Origin of the sequence: Ancylobacter crimeensis (assembly GCF_023016805.1) — a bacterium.
Lineage (GTDB): Bacteria > Pseudomonadota > Alphaproteobacteria > Rhizobiales > Xanthobacteraceae > Ancylobacter > Ancylobacter crimeensis.
Window position 1 is genome coordinate 21,126 of record NZ_JALKCH010000009.1, and the last position, 18,745, is coordinate 39,870.

At 68.7% G+C, this 18,745-nt stretch carries 15 protein-coding genes; 9 read left to right on the forward strand and 6 right to left on the reverse strand.

What is annotated here, in order from left to right; genetic code table 11:
- Positions 1–74 precede the first annotated feature (74 nt).
- The 3 genes from MWN34_RS14160 to MWN34_RS14170 all read right to left on the reverse strand — a co-directional run bounded on the left by MWN34_RS14160 (position 75) and on the right by MWN34_RS14170 (position 2,258).
- The gene (locus tag MWN34_RS14160; RefSeq protein WP_247029958.1) at positions 75–722 is read right to left on the reverse strand and encodes a GNAT family N-acetyltransferase; all 648 of its coding nucleotides are present in this window, start codon (positions 720–722) and stop codon (positions 75–77) included.
- 216 nt (positions 723–938) lie between these two features.
- Positions 939–1,826, reverse strand: a complete 888-nt coding sequence (locus MWN34_RS14165) for a S1 family peptidase (RefSeq protein WP_247029959.1) — start codon at positions 1,824–1,826, stop codon at positions 939–941.
- Positions 1,827–1,988: 162 nt separating this feature from the next.
- The gene (locus tag MWN34_RS14170; protein WP_247029960.1) at positions 1,989–2,258 is read right to left on the reverse strand and encodes a hypothetical protein; all 270 of its coding nucleotides are present in this window, start codon (positions 2,256–2,258) and stop codon (positions 1,989–1,991) included.
- Positions 2,259–2,661: 403 nt separating this feature from the next.
- Between MWN34_RS14170 and zapE the strand changes: the two genes are divergently transcribed.
- The 7 genes from zapE to lpdA all read left to right on the forward strand — a co-directional run bounded on the left by zapE (position 2,662) and on the right by lpdA (position 12,626).
- The gene (zapE, locus tag MWN34_RS14175) at positions 2,662–3,876 is read left to right on the forward strand and encodes a cell division protein ZapE (protein ID WP_247029961.1); all 1,215 of its coding nucleotides are present in this window, start codon (positions 2,662–2,664) and stop codon (positions 3,874–3,876) included.
- 227 nt (positions 3,877–4,103) lie between these two features.
- Positions 4,104–4,835 (forward strand): DUF1003 domain-containing protein, encoded by a 732-nt coding sequence (locus MWN34_RS14180; protein ID WP_247029962.1) that lies wholly within the window; start codon positions 4,104–4,106, stop codon positions 4,833–4,835.
- A 193-nt stretch (positions 4,836–5,028) separates the two neighbouring features.
- Positions 5,029–5,994 carry a malate dehydrogenase gene (gene mdh / locus MWN34_RS14185; RefSeq protein ID WP_247029963.1) on the forward strand — a complete coding sequence of 322 codons (966 nt, stop codon included), beginning with the start codon at positions 5,029–5,031 and terminating at the stop codon, positions 5,992–5,994.
- 247 nt (positions 5,995–6,241) lie between these two features.
- Positions 6,242–9,214, forward strand: coding sequence for a 2-oxoglutarate dehydrogenase E1 component (locus MWN34_RS14190; RefSeq protein ID WP_247029964.1), 2,973 nt, complete (start codon positions 6,242–6,244; stop codon positions 9,212–9,214).
- A 63-nt stretch (positions 9,215–9,277) separates the two neighbouring features.
- The gene (gene odhB / locus MWN34_RS14195) at positions 9,278–10,525 is read left to right on the forward strand and encodes a 2-oxoglutarate dehydrogenase complex dihydrolipoyllysine-residue succinyltransferase (protein WP_247029965.1); all 1,248 of its coding nucleotides are present in this window, start codon (positions 9,278–9,280) and stop codon (positions 10,523–10,525) included.
- A gap of 24 nt (positions 10,526–10,549) precedes the next feature.
- A complete protein-coding gene (locus MWN34_RS14200; protein ID WP_247029966.1) occupies positions 10,550–11,191 on the forward strand; it encodes a LysE family translocator in 642 nt (213 codons plus the stop codon).
- A gap of 34 nt (positions 11,192–11,225) precedes the next feature.
- Positions 11,226–12,626, forward strand: coding sequence for a dihydrolipoyl dehydrogenase (gene lpdA / locus MWN34_RS14205; RefSeq protein ID WP_247029967.1), 1,401 nt, complete (start codon positions 11,226–11,228; stop codon positions 12,624–12,626).
- Between the two features lie 224 nt (positions 12,627–12,850).
- On the opposite strand, the gene MWN34_RS14210 is transcribed toward lpdA, so the two are convergent.
- From MWN34_RS14210 to MWN34_RS14220, 3 genes are all read right to left on the reverse strand, one after another.
- Positions 12,851–13,981 carry a class I SAM-dependent methyltransferase gene (locus MWN34_RS14210; RefSeq protein ID WP_247029968.1) on the reverse strand — a complete coding sequence of 377 codons (1,131 nt, stop codon included), beginning with the start codon at positions 13,979–13,981 and terminating at the stop codon, positions 12,851–12,853.
- Between the two features lie 409 nt (positions 13,982–14,390).
- Entirely contained in the window at positions 14,391–14,810 is a 420-nt protein-coding gene (locus MWN34_RS14215; protein ID WP_281503028.1) for a VOC family protein, read from the reverse strand.
- 56 nt (positions 14,811–14,866) lie between these two features.
- Complete coding sequence (locus MWN34_RS14220) at positions 14,867–15,874, reverse strand: tyrosine recombinase XerC (protein WP_247029969.1); 1,008 nt, start codon at positions 15,872–15,874, stop codon at positions 14,867–14,869.
- Positions 15,875–16,005: 131 nt separating this feature from the next.
- Here MWN34_RS14220 and MWN34_RS14225 point away from each other — a divergent pair, with 131 nt between their 5' ends.
- Positions 16,006–18,237, forward strand: a complete 2,232-nt coding sequence (locus tag MWN34_RS14225) for a primosomal protein N' (protein WP_247029970.1) — start codon at positions 16,006–16,008, stop codon at positions 18,235–18,237.
- 203 nt (positions 18,238–18,440) lie between these two features.
- Positions 18,441–18,740, forward strand: coding sequence for a hypothetical protein (locus MWN34_RS14230; RefSeq protein ID WP_247029971.1), 300 nt, complete (start codon positions 18,441–18,443; stop codon positions 18,738–18,740).
- Positions 18,741–18,745 lie beyond the last annotated feature (5 nt).

Consider the following 18,745-nt stretch of genomic DNA (forward strand, 5'->3'; position numbering starts at 1 on the left):
CTCATGGCAGAACAGCCATCCGGCCGCTACGGCATGCCGGGCCGGCGGCGGCTTCGCCGAAAACAGCCGGGGGTTCAGTTGCCGCGTTCGGCGGGCGGCAGCATGCGGGACTGCAGGTCGATGGCGCTGTCTACCACCGCGAGCGACGCGGTGACGAGGTGGCGGATGAAGGACATCGCGCTCTGCCGGCGGGGCAGATGGACATGGCCGATCATCTCGTCCTCGGCGCGGGTCAGTTCACCGTAGTGGTTCACCACGATGCGCTGCATCCGGCCATTGGTGGCGAGGAAAATGATCGCGAGATCCTCGACGCCGCGATCCTGCGCCAGAGAGACGATGCGGTCCATCAGCAGGGAACCGATGCCCTTGCCCTGCCATTCGCGCTCGACGCTGAAGGCCGCCTCGGCGGAGACCGGCTGGCCGGCGGGCACATCGAGCATGTGCAGCTCGCCAACGCCGCGCAGCACGCCCTCGACGAAGTATCCGATCAGCTCGACGCCGCCTGCACGCATCCGCTCGCCATGGCGGCGCACCACCTCGTCGGATGTCGGGCCGCCGAAGCGCGTCAGCCGGCTCTGCGCATCAAGCCGCAGCATGTGCTCGACATATTGGTGGAACTCGCCGGAAAGCACCGGGCGGACCTGCCCCGGCAGCAGCGACACGCGCGGCAGGGGCTGGCGGGTCGCCGGGCGGGCATTTCTTGCGAGGGCGACGCTGGGCATGGAGCGGACTATCTCTCTCGACATCGACGCATTGCGATGCACCCGCATCTTTTGCGTCGCAGCACAGATACGCCGATGACCGCGCGGAACAAGCCTCGCTCCTGCATGGCTCTCATGCGGAGAACAGCAGAAGAGACGAAAGAAAGCGGCAACGCCGCACGCGTTGCCGACGAATATTGCCAATGGCCGGCGCCGGTCGGCAGCCGCCGGCACTCATCAATGCGCGGTCGCGACCGCCTGTGCGCCGCCGCTGACCTCCGCGATGGCGCGCTGCATCGCACCATCCGCAGTCACGCCGAAATTATAATGGCTCGTCGAGAACGGTCCCGGCTCGCCGGGATGGGCGGAGCGGAAGCCGACATAGACGCCGAGAAATCCGCCCGCGGGCGTCAGCAGCGCCGCGCCGGATGTTCCGCCCTCGGCATTGCAGTCGATCGCCACCTCGCGCGTGCCGCTCGGGCTGCGCTCGGTCACCGTGCGGGCGTTGCACTGTTCCAGCGAATGGTTCTCCACCCCGCCGGAACGGGCGGCGGCGGCCAGCACGAGCTTGCCCGGCACCGGCATGGAGCCGGCGAGACGATAGGGCTGGGCGCCGATCACCGCATGTTCCAGCGGCAGCACCGCCCAGTCGCGCACCGCGGGGGTGGCGTAGGGTTCGGTGGACCCGCAGACGACGCCGGCGACATTGATCGGCACCACCTGCCGGCGGCCGCCGGCATCAATCTGGAACGTGCAATTGGCGCCCGTGCCGCGCGGCCGACCGCCCGGCTCGAAGATGACATGGGCGGCCGTCACCAGCACGCCGCTCGACCCCACGAGCTGCCCGGTGCCGACCGCAGTGCCGCAGCGCACGATGCCGGTGGCGCCGAAGCGGCTCTTCACCGTGGCGGGGGACATCTGGTAGGTCCGGGCATAGTCGTCCATGGAAAGCCGGCCGTCCTGCCCGATGATGATGGCGGACGGGGCGAGATCGCCCCCCTTTGTCGGCTTCCTTGGAGCGGGATCATAGGCCAGTGCCGGGCCGGCTGAGAGCCCCATCACGGCAATCACCGCGCAGGCGGGACGGACGAGACGACCGAACTTCGAAACACCGCCACGCGCCATGTCGCTTGCGCTCCCCGGAGAGAAGGAAGGCTGAACGTTGCGGGCCCGGCGTGACGACGTCAAGACAAGACCGCGGCGGATCGGCGATCCACCGCGGGCTTTTGCGTGGCAATCGGGTCTAGCGGTGCCGGGTTAAGCAATCCTTGCCCGAAATGCGCCCGCTCACCGATATTGCTGCTCGGCCTGCCGGATGGCGGCATCGCCATTGGCCGCGGCCTGCGGATCGGCATAGGGCGTCACGACGAGGGTCGCGTTGCGGCCTTCGACCAGGGCCGGATGGGCCGGGGCGACGACGTTGGGCATCGCTGTCTCGTTCTGCATGGTCTGGTTCCACGCATTGCGCTCGTGGTCATCGCGCTTGGCTTCCGCGGCGGTGATGGCGGTAACGGCGAGAAGGCCGGCGGTGAGCGCCGTGGCAACGAGGTGTTTCATGACACGTCTCCTGAAGCGAACCGGAAAGTGCCCCCCTGGGCGCGCTCCGGGGTGCTGGCGTCACGGCCTTGCGTCCCATTGCGCATTCCCACAACGCGGTGCCGTCACGACGGTTCGTGGGCTCACGAAGACGTGCAGTTACGCAATGACAGCATTACGTATCGTTATTAACATTGCAACTTGGCAATGTTTGCTGCAACAAGATCGCGCACCTCCTACCATCAGCCGTCTTGCTGCCAGCGGATGGCGCGGCTAGAGGATTGCCGCGAAGGCCGCTCGGTCTTCCCGTTTGAAAATGCTCCAGCCTGTTGAATCGAGAGCGCTTTCCCGCCGGTCGGACGTCCGCGCCCGTTCGGAGCGTGTCCTCGAAGCGTGCAGCGCAAGATATTGAGGAGTGGCCGATATGGAGCTTGCAGCGGAAGCGGGCGGCTCGGTTCTGGCGGCGCGTTATGTGGCGCGCATGGCCGCCGGCGACATTCTCCCCGATCCCGGCCAGGCGCGCATCGTCTCGGCGCTGGCCAAGCTCGAGCAGCGCATCGCCTCGCGCCGGCTGGCCCGCAAGACCTCGGCGCTTGGCTGGCTGTTCGCCCGCCGCGAAACCGAGGCCCCGCCCTTGCGCGGGCTCTACATCTACGGCTCGGTCGGCCGCGGCAAGACCATGCTGGTCGACCTGTTCTACGAATGCGTGGCGGTGCGCAAACGCAAGCGGCGCGCCCATTTCCACGAATTCATGGCCGACGTGCACGCCCGCATCTTCCAGGTGCGCAACGAGATGAAGGCCGGCAAATTAAAGGATGGCGATCCCATCGCGATCGTCGCCCACGCGCTGGCGCAGGAAGCGTGGCTGCTGTGCTTCGACGAGTTCCACGTCACCGACATCGCCGATGCCATGATCCTCGGCCGGCTGTTCGAGAAGCTGTTCGCGGAGGGCGTGGTGGTGGTCGCGACCTCCAACGTCGCGCCGAAGGATCTCTATGAGGGCGGCCTCAACCGCGCGCTGTTCCTGCCCTTCATCGACATGATCCAGAAGCACATGGAGGTCGTGCACATCGATTCGCCGACCGACTACCGCATGGAGAAGCTGGACGGCGTGCGGAGCTGGTACGTGCCCGGCCCCGGCGAGAGCCTGTCCGACATCGACCGCGAGATCGACAAGATCTGGCGCCGCATCGCCGGGCGGGACGGCGGCGGGCCGCAGGTGATCGAGATGCAGGGGCGCCGGCTGAAGGTTCCCGCGGCCGGCGGCGGCGCGGCGCGCTTCAGCTTTGCCGATCTGTGCGAGGCCCCGCTCGGCGCGAGCGACTATCTGCGCCTCGCCCGCGCCTTCCACACCCTCGTCATCGAGCATATTCCGGTGCTGGAGCAGGACCGGCGCAACGAGGCCAAGCGCTTCATCACCCTGATCGACGAACTCTACGACAATGGCGTCAAGCTGGTCGCCTCCGCCGCCGCCGACCCGGAGGACACCTATGTCGGCACCGAGGGCGCGGAGGCCTTCGAATGGGCGCGCACCGTCTCGCGCCTGCGCGAGATGCGCTCCAGCGACTACCTCGCCCGCCCCCACGGCCGTGGCGACTCGCAGGCGAGCGGCGCGACCACGGGGCTGGTCGAGACCTGAGGGGCGGCCGCTGTCGGCGCGCCCGTAAACCGCATGGCCTTCCGGCGCGGAGGCCGGCCGGCGGCCTGAGCGACGTCGGACGACCCCGCGCCTGCCGCCGCGATCACCGCCAATCCGGCACACGGGACGGCTGCGGCCATGACGGCGCCACCGTTTCCGCCTCACTTCCCCGTAACCCCCTCCCGGCGCGGCGGGCCTGCCCGCGCGCCCTGTGCCGGAAACGATCCATGGCCCGCACCCGCCCGCCGCATTCCCCGCACATCGCCGAGCCGACCCATCTGTGCGCGCTGACGGGGCGCCGGCTGCCCGAGCGCGACGGCACCCATCTCGACCTGCTGCGACCGGCTCTGCAGGACAGCATCCGTGCCGCCCATCCCGGCATCGCCCCGGATGCGTTCCTCTCCCACGAGGCGTTGGCGCGCGAGCGGGCGCGCTACGTCGCCGAGACGTTGCAGGCCGAGCGCGGCGATCTCGGCGCTCTGGAGCGCGACGTCATCACCAGCCTCGCCCAGAACGACCTGCTGACGCAGAATGTCGAGGCCGAGTTCGAACAGAACCGCAGCTTCGGCGAGCGGGCCGCCGACCTGATCGCGCGCTTCGGCGGGAGCTGGACCTTCATCCTGTGCTTCGGCGGCTTCCTCGTGGTGTGGATGGCGCTGAACGCGGTGAGCCTGCGGATCGCCGCGTTCGACCCCTACCCCTACATCCTGCTGAACCTCGTGCTGTCCTGCATCGCCGCGCTGCAGGCGCCCATCATCATGATGAGCCAGAGGCGGCAGGAGACGAAGGACCGCAGCCGCTCGGAGAACGACTACCGGGTCAATCTCAAGGCGGAGCTGGAAATCCGCCATCTGCACGAGAAGATCGACCACATGCTCAACCGGCAGTGGGAGCGGCTGGCCGAGATCCAGGCGATCCAGCTCGAACTGATGGAGGATCTCGCCCGTCGCCGCAGCTGATCGCAAGGCGCGACGTCACCCGGATTCCGTCAAGAATCCGGGTGAGAGTATTCAGTATACCAGAGCATTCACGAAAAGTCGTAGAGCCAAGACCTTACTGCATGGCTGGTCTTTTCTTGAACGCTCCGCCGAGACGGGCTATCGGAAGCCGGCGCGGCGCCCCGCCGCACCTCGGATTGATACGGATATTCTCATGGCTCGAGCAAAGATTGCACTCGTTGGCGCCGGCCAGATCGGCGGCACGCTCGCTCTTCTGGCTGGCCTCAGGGAGCTCGGCGACGTCGTCCTGTTCGACGTGGTCGAGGGCGTTCCCCAGGGCAAGAGCCTGGACATCGCCGAAGCGACCCCGGTGCTGGGCTTCGACGCCAAATATGCCGGCACCAACAGCTATGAGGCGATCGCCGGCGCCGATGTGGTGATCGTCACCGCCGGCGTGCCGCGCAAGCCCGGCATGAGCCGCTCCGACCTGATCGGCATCAACCTCAAGGTCATGGAGCAGGTCGGCGCGGGCATCAAGGCCCATGCGCCCGACGCCTTCGTGATCTGCATCACCAACCCGCTCGACGCCATGGTGTGGGCGCTGCAGAAGGCCTCCGGCCTGCCGGCCAACAAGGTGGTGGGCATGGCCGGCGTGCTGGATTCGGCGCGCTTCCGCTATTTCCTGGCCGATGCGTTCAACGTCTCGGTCGAGGACGTCACCGCCTTCGTGCTCGGCGGCCATGGCGACGACATGGTGCCGCTGGTGCGCTATTCGGGCGTCGCCGGCATCCCGCTGCCGGACCTCGTCAAGATGGGCTGGGCCACGCAGGAGAAGGTGGACGCCATCGTGGATCGCACCCGCAAGGGCGGCGGCGAGATCGTCAACCTGCTCAAGACCGGCTCGGCCTTCTACGCCCCGGCGGCTTCGGCCATCGAGATGGCGACCTCCTATCTGCGCGACAAGAAGCGCCTGCTGCCCTGCGCGGCCTATCTCTCGGGCGAATACGGCCAGAGCGACCTCTATCTCGGCGTGCCGGTCATCATCGGCGCCGGCGGGGTGGAGCGCGTGGTCGAGATCGAGCTGAACGCCGACGAGAAGGCCATGCTCGACAAGTCGATCGCCTCCGTCCAGGAGCTGGTCGGCGAGTGCAAGAAGATCCTGCCGTCGCTGGCAGCCTGACGTTACGGGCGGGAATGGCGCCGGCCGCTCCCGCCCGCACCGCCGCGTTAAGCAAATCTGCAGGTCAGGGGCGCACAAACGACTCTACCTGTCATGAATGAACGATCTAGATAGAGGTAGGTTACGCTTTCCCCCGCTCCTGGGGGTCCGGCAAGGAATGACCGAGGCTCTGCCGTCGCGTCGGCGCCTCCTTTCCGGATGAGAAAGCGCCTCCACCGGGCCGGCGACGACCCTTCGGGAGTCTTGGATGTCACGCGCTGCTGCGAACGAAACCCTCCTCAACACCTCCTTCCTCTACGGCGCCAACGCCGCCTGGATCGAAGACCTCTATGCCCGCTACGAGGCCGACCCGGCCTCGGTCGACGCGCAATGGCAGGACTTCTTCGGCGCGCTGAAGGACAACGCCGCCGATGTCGAGAAGAGCGCCCGCGGCGCCTCCTGGAAGAAGGACAACTGGCCGATCCACGCCAATGGCGAGCTGGTCTCGGCCATGGACGGCAACTGGATCGAGGTCGAGAAGGCGGTCGGCCGGAAGGTCGAGGCCAAGGCCGCCGAGAAGGCGCAGAAGACCGGCGTCGAGCTGACCTCCGCCGACGTGCAGCAGGCCACCCGCGATTCCGTCAAGGCGCTGATGATGATCCGCGCCTACCGGATGCGCGGCCATCTCCACGCCAATCTCGACCCGCTGGGCATCGAGCCGCAGCGCTCCGCCCCGGAGCTCGACCCGATCTCCTACGGCTTCCGCGAGGCCGATCTCGACCGCCCGATCTTCATCGACCACGTTCTCGGCATGGAATTCGCCACCGTCCGGCAGATGGTGAGCATCCTGCAGCGCACCTATTGCGCCACGCTGGGCGTCGAGTTCATGCACATCTCCTCGCCCGAGGAGAAGGCCTGGATCCAGGAGCGCATCGAAGGCCCGGACAAGGAGATCACCTTCACCCGCGAGGGCAAGAAGGCGATCCTCAACAAGCTGGTCGAGGCCGAAGGCTTCGAGAAGTTCATCGACATCCGCTACACCGGCACCAAGCGCTTCGGCCTCGACGGCAGCGAGAGCCTGATCCCCGCCCTCGAGCAGATCATCAAGCGCGGCGGCAATCTTGGGGTGCAGGAGATCGTGTTCGGCATGGCCCATCGCGGCCGCCTGAACGTGCTCACCCAGGTGATGGGCAAGCCGCACCGCGCGCTGTTCCACGAGTTCAAGGGCGGCTCCTGGGCCCCCGACGAGGTGGAGGGCTCCGGCGACGTGAAGTACCACCTCGGCGCCTCCTCGGACCGCGAGTTCGACGGCAACCAGGTGCATCTCTCGCTCACCGCCAACCCCTCGCATCTTGAGATCGTCGACCCGGTGGTGCTCGGCAAGGCGCGCGCCAAGCAGGATCAGCGTCAGGACGCCGAGCGCACCAGCATCATGCCGCTGCTGATCCACGGCGACGCCGCCTTCGCCGGCCAGGGCGTGGTGGCGGAGTGCTTCGGCCTGTCGGGCCTGAAGGGCCACCGCACCGGCGGCTCGGTGCATTTCATCATCAACAACCAGATCGGCTTCACCACCTATCCGCGCTTCTCGCGCTCATCGCCCTATCCGTCGGACGTCGCCAAGACCATCGAGGCGCCGATCTTCCACGTGAATGGCGACGACCCGGAAGCCGTGGTGTTCGCCGCCAAGATCGCGACCGAGTTCCGCCAGCGCTTCCGCAAGCCGGTCGTCATCGACATGTTCTGCTACCGGCGCTTCGGCCACAATGAGGGCGACGAGCCGGCCTTCACCCAGCCCTTGATGTACAAGCTCATCAAGCAGCACCCCTCGACGCTGGAGATCTATTTCCGCAAGCTCGAGGCGGAAGGCGTGGTGGATGCCGCCGAGTTCGACAAGATGAAGGCCGACTGGCGCGCCCGGCTCGATACCGAGTACGAGGCCGGACAAGCCTACAAGCCGAACAAGGCGGACTGGCTGGACGGCCGCTGGGCCGGCCTGCGCACCGCCGAGGACGACGAGGACGCCCGCCGCCGCGGCGACACCGGCATTCCGGTCGCCACGCTCCAGGACATCGCCAGGAAGATCACCACCGTGCCGGCGGACTTCCACGTCCACCGCACCATCCAGCGCTTCCTCGACGCCCGCGCCAAGAGCGTGGTGGAGGACGGCGCCGGGATCGACTGGTCGACCGGCGAGGCACTCGCCTTCTGCTCGCTGCTGGAGGAGGGCCACCCGGTCCGTCTTTCCGGGCAGGATTGCGAGCGCGGCACCTTCTCCCAGCGCCATTCGGTGCTGATCGACCAGGAGAACGAGGAGCGCTACACCCCGTTCAACCATATGCGCGAGGGCCAGGCCCGCTACGAGGTCATCAACTCGATGCTCTCGGAAGAGGCCGTGCTCGGCTTCGAATATGGCTACTCGCTCGCCGAGCCCAACGCGCTGACCCTGTGGGAAGCGCAGTTCGGCGACTTCGCCAATGGCGCGCAGGTGGTGTTCGACCAGTTCCTCTCCTCCGGCGAACGCAAGTGGCTGCGCATGTCCGGCCTCGTCTGCCTGCTGCCGCACGGCTATGAGGGCCAGGGGCCCGAACACTCCTCCGCCCGTCTGGAGCGCTATCTGCAGATGTGCGCCGAGGACAACATGCAGGTCGCCAACCTGACGACGCCGGCGAACCTGTTCCACGCCCTGCGCCGCCAGCTGAAGCGCGACTTCCGCAAGCCGCTGATCCTGATGACGCCGAAGAGCCTGCTGCGCCACAAGCGCGCCGTCTCGACGCTGGAGGAGTTCGGCGCCGGCACCTCGTTCCACCGCCTGCTGTGGGACGACGCGCAGAAGAACGCCGGGGGCGAGGCCATCGCCCTGAAGCCGGACGCCGAGATCCGCCGCGTCGTGCTCTGCTCGGGCAAGGTCTATTACGACCTCTATGAGGAGCGCGAGCGCCGCGGCATCGACGACATCTACCTGCTGCGCGTGGAACAGCTCTTCCCGTTCCCGCTCAAGTCGATGGTGCAGGAGCTCTCGCGCTTCAAGCAGGCCGAGATCGTGTGGTGCCAGGAAGAGCCGAAGAACCAGGGCGCCTGGGCCTTCGTGCAGCCTTATCTGGAATGGGTGCTGGAGCAGGTCGGCTCCGCCTCGGCGCGGCCGCGCTATGCCGGCCGGCCGGCGTCGGCCGCCACCGCCACCGGCCTGATGTCGAAGCATCTCGCGCAGCTCAAGGCGTTCCTTCAGGACGCGCTCGGCTGACATGGAAGAGGACTCCGGCTCGCCCCCGGGCGGCGGGTCGGCAAAGGTGAGGGACGAGAGAGTATGGCCACCGAGATCCGCGTTCCGACGCTGGGCGAATCGGTCACGGAAGCGACCATCGGCAAGTGGTTCAAGAAGGCGGGCGACGCGGTCGCCGCCGACGAGCCGATCGTGGAGCTCGAAACCGACAAGGTGACGATCGAGGTGCCGGCCCCGGCCGCGGGCGTGCTCTCCGAGATCATCGCCAAGGATGGCGAGACCGTGGGCGTCGGCGCCCTGCTCGGCTCGATCGGCGCAGGCGGGGCAGCCGCAGCTGCCGCGCCCAAGGCAGAAGCCCCGAAGGCCGAAGCCCCGAAGGCCGAAGCGCCCAAGGCTGCCGCCCCGGCTCCGGCTCCCGCCAAGGCAGGGTCCGCCGGCACCAACGGGCCCGCGGTTGCCAAGCTCGCCGCCGAGAGCGGCGTCGATCCCGCGAGCCTCGCCGGCTCCGGCAAGGACGGCCGGGTGACCAAGGGCGACATGCTCGCCGCCATCGCCACGGCGCCCGCCGCGCCTGCGTCTCCGGCTCCCGCTGCCCCGGTCGCCGTCCGCGCGCCCTCGGTACCGGACGATGCCGCCCGCGAGGAGCGGGTGAAGATGACCAAGCTGCGCCAGACCATCGCGCGGCGCCTGAAGGACGCGCAGAACAGCGCCGCCATGCTCACGACGTTCAACGACGTCGACATGAGCGCGGTGATGAGCCTGCGCTCCCAGTACAAGGACGTGTTCGAGAAGAAGCACGGCGTGAAGCTGGGCTTCATGGGCTTCTTCACCAAGGCGGTGATCCAGGCCCTGAAGGACGTGCCCGAGGTCAATGCCGAGATCGACGGACAGGACCTCATCTACAAGAACTACTACAACATCGGCATCGCGGTGGGCACCGACAAGGGCCTCGTGGTCCCGGTGGTGCGCGACGCCGACCAGCTCTCCATCGCCGGCATCGAAAAGGCGATCTCGGGCTATGGCCGCAAGGCGCGCGACGGCAAGCTCGGCATCGAGGACATGCAGGGTGGCACCTTCACCATCACCAATGGCGGCATCTACGGCTCGCTGATGTCGACCCCCATCCTCAACGCGCCGCAGTCCGGCATTCTGGGCATGCACCGCATCGAGGAGCGGCCGGTCGTGGTGAAGGGCCAGATCGTCGCTCGCCCGATGATGTATCTGGCGCTCTCCTACGACCACCGCATCGTCGACGGCAAAGGCGCGGTCACCTTCCTGGTCCGCGTGAAGGAAGCCCTCGAAGACCCGACCCGGCTCGTGCTGGACCTGTGACGCAGCCCTGAGAGCGAGACGGCCATGACGTATCTGAGCGAATTTCTGGCGTTGATGGCCGTCTTCTCCGTGGTGATCGTGGCGCCGGGGGCGGATTTCGCCCTCGTCACCCGGCAATGCGTGGTGCATGGCCGCCGCGCCGCGCTGGTCACCAGCCTCGGCATTTCCGCCTCGCTGCTGTTCCACATCACCTACACCATCCTCGGCCTCGGCCTCATCGTGTCGAAGTCGCTGGCGCTGTTCGCCTTCATCAAGTGGTGCGGCGTCGCCTATCTGATCTATCTCGGCGTGCGGGCGTTCTTCGAGCCCGCCATGCGGTTCGAGGAGCCCGACGCGGATCGGCCGCCGACCCGCACCGCGCCGCTTTCGGCGGCGCGGTGCTTCGCCATGGGCTTCCTCACCAATGCCCTGAACCCGAAGCCGGTGCTGTTCTTCCTCTCGCTGTTCTCGACGCTGGTGAGCCCGGCGACGCCCGTCGCCATCACCTTCCTCTATGGAATCGGCATGGCCGGCGCGCTGTTCGCGTGGTTCGTCGGCGTCACGCTGTTCTTCACCCATCCGCGCGTGCGGGCCCGCTTCACCGCCTGCGGGCGCTGGTTCAACCGCATCACCGGGGCGGCCTTCGTGCTGCTCGGCCTGCGCCTCGCCGCCCAGAGGGCCGGCTGACCGTTCCGCTCATTTCCCAGGAAGGCTCTCCTCCATGTCCTACGACCTGATCGTCATCGGCGCCGGCCCCGGCGGTTATGTCTGCGCCATCCGCGCCGCCCAGCTCGGGCTGAAGGTCGCGATCGTGGAAAAGCGGGCGACGCTCGGCGGCACCTGCCTGAATGTCGGCTGCATCCCTTCCAAGGCGCTGCTGCACGCCTCCGAGCTGTTCGAGGAAGCCGGCCATTCCTTCGCCGAGATGGGCATCCGCGTGCCGGCCCCCGAGCTCGACCTGCCGGGCCTGATGGGCTTCAAGGACAAGGCGGTGGACGGCAACACCAAGGGCGTCGCCTTCCTGATGAAGAAGAACAAGATCGAGGTGTTCCACGGCACCGCGACCATCACCGCGCCGGGCCACGTCACCGTCGAGCTGGCCAATGGCGGCATCGAGACGCCCGAAGCCAAGGCCATCGTCATCGCCACCGGCTCGGACGTCGCCCGCCTGCCGGGCATCGAGATCGACGAGCAGCGCATCGTCTCCTCCACCGGCGCGCTGACGCTGGACCGGGTGCCGGGCCGGCTCATCGTGGTGGGTGCCGGCGTTATCGGGCTGGAACTCGGCAGCGTGTGGCGCCGCCTCGGCGCGCAGGTGACCGTGGTGGAATATCTCGACCGCATCCTGCCGGGCATGGATGGCGAGGTCGCCAAGTCGTTCCAGCGCATCCTCGAAAAGCAGAAGTTCGGCTTCAAGCTCGGCGCCAAGGTCACCGGCGTGGATGCCTCCGGCCCGCTTCTCAAGGTGTCGATCGAACCCGCAGCCGGCGGCGAGACCGAGACGCTGGAGGCCGACGTGGTGCTGGTCGCCATCGGCCGCGTGCCCTACACCGCCGGCCTCGGACTGGAGGCGCTGGGCGTTGAGCTCGACCGGCGCGGCCGCGTGGTCACCAACGGCCATTACCAGACCAGCGTGCCCGGCATCTTCGCCATCGGCGACGCCATTGTCGGCCCGATGCTCGCCCATAAGGCCGAAGATGAAGGCGTGGCGCTGGCCGAGCAGCTCGCCGGGCAGGCCGGCCATGTGAATTACGAGGTCATCCCCGGCGTGGTCTACACCTCGCCGGAGGTCGCCGCGGTGGGTCGCACCGAAGAGGAGCTGAAGGCCGCCGGCGTCGCCTACAAGGTCGGCAAGTTCCCCTTCCTCGCCAATGGCCGGGCCAAGGCGAACAACCAGACCGAGGGCTTCGTGAAGGTGCTGGCCGACGCCGCGACCGACCGGGTGCTGGGCGTTCACATCATCGGCGTCGAGGCCGGCGAGCTGATCCACGAATGCGCTGTGCTGATGGAATTCGGCGGCTCCTCCGAAGACCTCGCCCGCACCTGCCACGCCCACCCCACCCGCTCCGAGGCGGTGAAGGAAGCCGCCATGGCCGTGGAAGGCCGCGCCATCCACATGTGAGGCGACCGCCGGGTGCAGGTTTGCGGAACGATGCGAGGGCGGCCGGAAGGCCGCTCTTTGCATTCGCGGTGCAGGGTCGGCGCCCACGCGGTCCCGCACGCCGTCCTGCCCGGCGGAAGGCCCGGCATCCACCTCTCCGGGTCGGGAAGACCGCTACATCCTGCGTGGAGCGAGGACGTGTCCGGGACGGCGAAGGGGCAGCCGGAGAGCCTGCCGCCGCGCCCTCATACCTTCCGGATCACCATGAAGCAGTGCACATAGTCCATCGCATGCCCCGCGGGACTGGCCGCCACCTCGGCTTCATAAAGGTCGTAGAAGCGATCGACGATGGCGCGGCGGCGCTCCGGGCCGCGCGCCGGATCGAGGGCGCTCAGGAAGGTGCTTTCGGTCCAGGACCGCAGGGTCGGAATGTAGGAACGGGCGAAGGACGCCGCATCGCCATGCTGCTCGAACGCGGCGCGGTAGGGGCAGGGCGTCACGCGCGTGAACACGCGCTCCAGCCGCAGCCCGGCCAGGCTCACCGCCGAAGCGGGGTCGCGGAACGGCGCGGCGAACTCCTCCGCCGTCTTGTAATATTGCTGCAGGGCGGCGGCACGGTGTTCGGCCTCGGTGATCGTGCCTTCGTCCTGCAGGGCGCGCCAATGGGCGGCGAAGCGGTCATGCATGTTCACCCCGCCGGTCCAGCCGAGATAGTGGCCGTTCTCGTCGACACAGAAATTCGCCATCACCAGCACGCCGCCCGGCACCAGTTCGCGGGCCCGGGCGAGCAGGATGGTGTCCCAGTCGGCCAGCGACTGCGCGCGATAGGCCGCCCGTTCCTCCGGCGCTGCGCCCACCGCGTGGGTGTGGCCGGCGATCGGGCCCGGCGAACGGCTGAGCCAGTGCATGGCGGTGGCCGAGAAGCCGAGATGGAGCGTCGCGTCGGGCAGGATCTGCCGGTAGAAGCTGGTGCCGCTGCCGAACACGAACACGCCCGGCTCGCGCCCCAACCCGCCTTCGCGCCCCTCCCCGCCCTCGGCCTGGAGCAGGCTGAACAAAGCGGAGAAATCATTGCTCGGCAGGTCGGTATAGGTGAGCGAGACCGGCAGCCCGCCATCGCGAGCCCGCACCGCACCGACCAGCCGACGCATCATGTCGAGGGAAGTACCGCCATCGGCCGCGCCGTAATCGGCGATCGCGAACGGCCGTCCGTCGGCGGGAAGCGCCATGCCGGCGATGGCGGAGAGCGCCAGTTCGGCGGCCGAATCGATAACCTGCTTCGCCCCTGCCGTATTGGAGCTGTAATAGCCGGCCCCACGCATCGCGATGACGCGCGCACCCGCTGCGGAAACCGCCGCTTTCGAAGATCTGGCCATGGCACACTCCCGGGCCTGCCGATCAGGCATGCCACGAGAGTAACCAGTGCCCGGCATTTGACCAGATGGAAATGCAAAACGACCCGGACGGATCGCTCCGCCGGGCCGTCGCTTCGCAGGCCGGAAACAGGCCGGGGTGTGGGGGAACGACGCCCGGCCCGAACAGGGCAGGAAGCGGGGTCAGGTCCCCTTGCTGTCCGTGCTGGTGGGATGCGGCTGCGCCGAGGCATGACCAGGGCAATCCGCCAGAGCCGCGCCCGCGAGGGCCACGGTAAAGGTCAAGGCGCACAGGGCAGTGGCGAGACGCGTCATAGGCTCTCTCCTTCGCTGTCGGTGTACCGGTCCAAGGCTACGGCATGCTTCCGCAAAGGAAAGCGGAAAATGCCCACACCCGGTCACAGCCACGCGATCAGGCCGGATCGGACGCGCCGGTATAGGTCACCGCCTCGATCCTCCAACCATCGGGGTCGATGAGGAAGGCGGCGTAATAGCCGGCGCCATAATGCGGCCGCGGCCCCGGCGGGCCATTGTCATGTCCACCCACGGCGAGGCCGGCGGCGTGGAACGCGTGAACCACCGCGACATCCGGGGCGAGGAAGGCCAGATGGAAGCCGGGCGGGCAGGCGATGTCCTCGCCCGCGCGCTGCTCCAGCCAGAACGGCGCGGCCCCCGCCACCCCCTCCGGCGCGGGGATCTCCCCCGGCGGCCCCCAGCAGGCGGACGGGCCGCCCGGTTCGGGGAAAGCGGCGACGCGTACCAGCCCGAGAGGGGCGAGCACGGCATCATAGAACCCCGCCGATCGAGCGAGGTCGCGGCAGCCCAACGACATATGCTCGATGACCGGACGCACCGGACGGATGGGACTCACTGTCCACCTCATCGGACTCACTGGCCTGTCTTTTCCGGCAGCCTCGCGCGGGGATGGGCGGAACGCCAGCTCGCCATCAGCGCCGCCGCGTCGACAGCGGTATAGACCTGCGTGGTCGAGAGCGAGGCATGGCCGAGCAGTTCCTGGATCGAGCGCAGATCCCCTCCCCCCGCCAGAAGATGGGTCGCGAAAGAATGGCGCAGCGCATGAGGCGTCGCGCTGTCCGGCAGGCCGAGCGCTCCGCGCATCCGCTCCACCGCCTGCTGCACCACGCGGGGCGAGAGCGGCCCGCCCTTCGCGCCGCGGAACAGCGGGGCATCCGGGTCGAGCTGATAGGGGCAGAGCGTTCGATATTCTGAAACGGCTTCAAGAACTTGCTGAAGAACCGGCACCATCCGCATGCGCCCGCCCTTGCCGGTCACCGTCACTTGGTCACCCTGTCCCGGCAGCGGCACTTCGCCGGCGGTGAGGCTCAGGGCCTCGGAGATTCGCAGGCCAGAACCGTAGAGCAGGGCGATGACGGCGGCATCGCGGGCCAGCACCCAGTTGTCCCGGTCCTCCCCGGCGCGGGTTGCCGGATCGGCCAGCGCCCGCGCCGCCTCCACCGTGACCGGGCGCGGCAGGCTCCTGACCAGTTTCGGCGCCTTCACGGCCGCCAGCGCCCCCACCTTGCCGATCCCCTCGCGTTCCAGATGGCGCGCGAAGGAGCGGGCGGCGGCGAGGAAACGCACGAGCGTGCGCGGCTCCGCGCCATCGGCACGGCGCGCGGCAATGACGGCTCGCACATCGCGCGGAGCCAGTGTTGCCAACGCTTCGAGGCCTACCGGCCCGCCGAGATGGCGGCCAAGCAGGTGAAGGAAAGCGGCCATGTCGCGGGCATAGGCCTCGCGGGTCTTCGGCGACAGCCGGCGCTCATGGGCGAGCCGGTCGAGCCAGCCGCGCAGCAGCGGGGCCAGAGCCTCGCCGGCGGCCGCCATCAGCGCGATCTCGGCCCGCGCCGCCTTCTCGACATCGGTGCTCGCCATGCCCGGAACGTCCCGAATTCCTCAGCCGCCTTGACAGAAGGGCCCGGATGGCGCGCATGAAGCGCGCGTCCCGCCGGCCGCGGCCCCCAACGCCGGCCTATCTTGCCCGCAAACCCCTTCCCCGGACCTTAATGAGCGAAACCACTGACATCTCGACGTTTTTCCCGGAGATGACGCCGCCCGCGTCCCGCGTGGTCGACGTGCTGCTGCCGCTCGCCGTCGGCACCGCCTATTCCTACCGTGTGCCGGAAGGGCTTGAGGTGGCGCCAGGCGACATCGTGGTGGTGCCGCTCGGACCGCGCAACATGCTGGGCTGCGTGTGGCCGGATCCGGGTGCGCCGGGGGAGCGCAAGACGATCGATGAGGCGCGGCTCAAGGCCATCATCCGCCGCTACGATGTGCGGCCGCTCCAGCCCGACCTGATGGCGCTGATCCAGTGGATTGCGGATTACACCGTCACCCCGCCCGGCATGGTGCTGCGCCTCGCCTTGCGCCACGACGAGACGGCCCATCTCGGGCGGGAGCGCACCGGCGTGCGCCTGACCGAGAAACGCCCGGCCCGGGCCACTGCCGCCCGGCAGCGGGTCATCACGGCGCTGTCGGACGGCCTGCTGCGGGCCAAGGCGGAGGCGGCGAAGGATGCCGGGGTGTCGGCGTCGGTGGTCGACGGGCTGGTCGACGAGGGCGTGCTGGAAACCCTTGTGATTCCACCCGAACCCGCCGCCGGCGTGCCGGACCCGGCTCATGCCGCGCCCGACCTCGCCCCGGCGCAGGCGGAGGCGGCGCACGTGTTGCGCGCAGCCGTGTCGGCCCGGACCTTCCGCGTCCACCTGCTCGACGGCGTGACCGGCTCCGGCAAGACGGAGACCTATTTCGAGGCGGTGGCGGAGGCGATCCGGCAAGGCCGACAGACGCTGATCCTGATGCCGGAAATCGCGCTGACGCAGGCCTTCCTCGACCGTTTCGCCTCGCGCTTCGGCGTGCGGCCGGCGGAATGGCACTCGGCAGTATCGAGCCGCCGCCGCGCCCGGCTGTTCCGCGCCGTCGCCGACGGCGAGGTTCGCGTGGTCGCCGGGGCTCGCTCGGCGCTGTTCCTTCCCTTCCGCGACCTCGGCCTCGTCATCGTCGACGAGGAGCACGACACCGCCTACAAGCAGGAGGATGGCGTGCACTACCACGCCCGCGACATGGCGGTGGTGCGCGGGCGGTTCTGCAACGCTCCGGTGGTGCTGGCCTCTGCGACACCCTCGCTGGAAACCGAGGTGAACGCACGGCGCGGGCGCTATCAGCGGCTCTCGCTGCCCACCCGCTTTTCCGGCGCCCTGGTTCCGCGGCTGGAGCCGATCGACCTGCGCCGCGAAGGGCCGGCCAAGGGCCGCTGGATCGCCCCGCGCCTCGCGGAAGAGATGGGAAAGACGCTCGAATCCGGCGGGCAGGCGCTGCTTTTCCTCAACCGCCGCGGCTATGCCCCGCTCACTCTTTGCCGGGCCTGCGGCCATCGCATCCGCTGCCCGTCCTGCTCGTCCTGGCTGGTGGAGCACCGTTTCCGCCGCCGTCTCGAATGCCACCAGTGCGGCTATGCCATGCCGGTGCCATCCGAATGCCCGAGCTGCCACGAGCCGAATAGCCTCATTCCCTGCGGGCCGGGCGTCGAGCGGCTGCAGGAGGAGGTGCAGGCGCTGCTGCCTACCGCCCGCACGCAGGTGCTCTCCAGCGACCTCGCCGGCGGGGTGGAACGGCTGCGCGCCGAGCTCGACGCAGTGACGCAGGGCGAGGTGGATGTCGTGATCGGCACCCAGCTCGTCGCCAAGGGGCACAATTTTCCCGGCCTTGCCATGGTCGGCGTGGTGGATGCCGATGTCGGGCTCGGCTATGGCGACCCCCGCGCGGCGGAACGCACCTTCCAGCTGCTGCATCAGGTGGCCGGCCGTGCCGGGCGCGCCCACATCGCCGGGCGCGCCTATCTGCAGACCTACATGCCCGAGCATCCGGTGATGCAGGCCCTGGTCGCCGGCGACCGCGACGCCTTCTACGACCGCGAGATCGCCGAGCGCGAGGAAGCCCGGCTCCCGCCCTTCGCCCGGTTCTGCGCGCTGATCGTATCCGGTCCCGATCCCCATGCGGCACAGGCCTATGCCCGCGCGCTCGCGGCGTGCTCGCCGTTCACGCCGGATGTGCGGGTGCTGGGCCCGGCCGAGGCGCCGCTCGCCATGGTGCGCGGCCGGCACCGCTTCCGCCTCCTCGCCCGCTCTGCCCGCGGCTTCGACCTGTCGGCCTATGTCCGGGCCTGGATGGAGGGGGCGCCGCGGGCCGGCAGCACCATCAAGGTCGAGATCGACATCGACCCGCAGAGCTTCGTGTGAGAACCGCGCCGCATGCAGGCCCGCTGCGCGGCTGCGCGCGATTGACGCGAAGGGGCGGCGAGGCTAGCGTGCACGCACCATGACGCTCCGGTTTCACAGGATGTCGCGCCTTTGCGCGATCCGGCGAATTCTCCGCCCGGCCGATACGTTCGGCCGGGAGTGCTGATCTCGCCTGCCTGTCTCGATTTTTCCGGATTCATGCCATGTCCGCCGATCGTTCCTGCCATCGCCTCGTCGTCGAGGCGGATGCACATCCGAACGCGCTGCTGCGCGTGCTGGAGCCTTTCGCCATCCACGAGGTGATGCCGTTGCGCATGCGCCTTGATGCGCCGGAGGGCCCGCCGGTGCTGACCGACTGCCCCACCTTCCATGCCGAAATCGCCTTCCACGCCTCCATGGCAGTCGCCGAGCGGCTGTGCGCGCGGATCGGCGTGATGCCCGCGGTGCGGGAGGCGCGGCTGCTCTCGGCAGCGATGGATGTGCCCGTGAGCGAGGCGGCCTGAGTTCC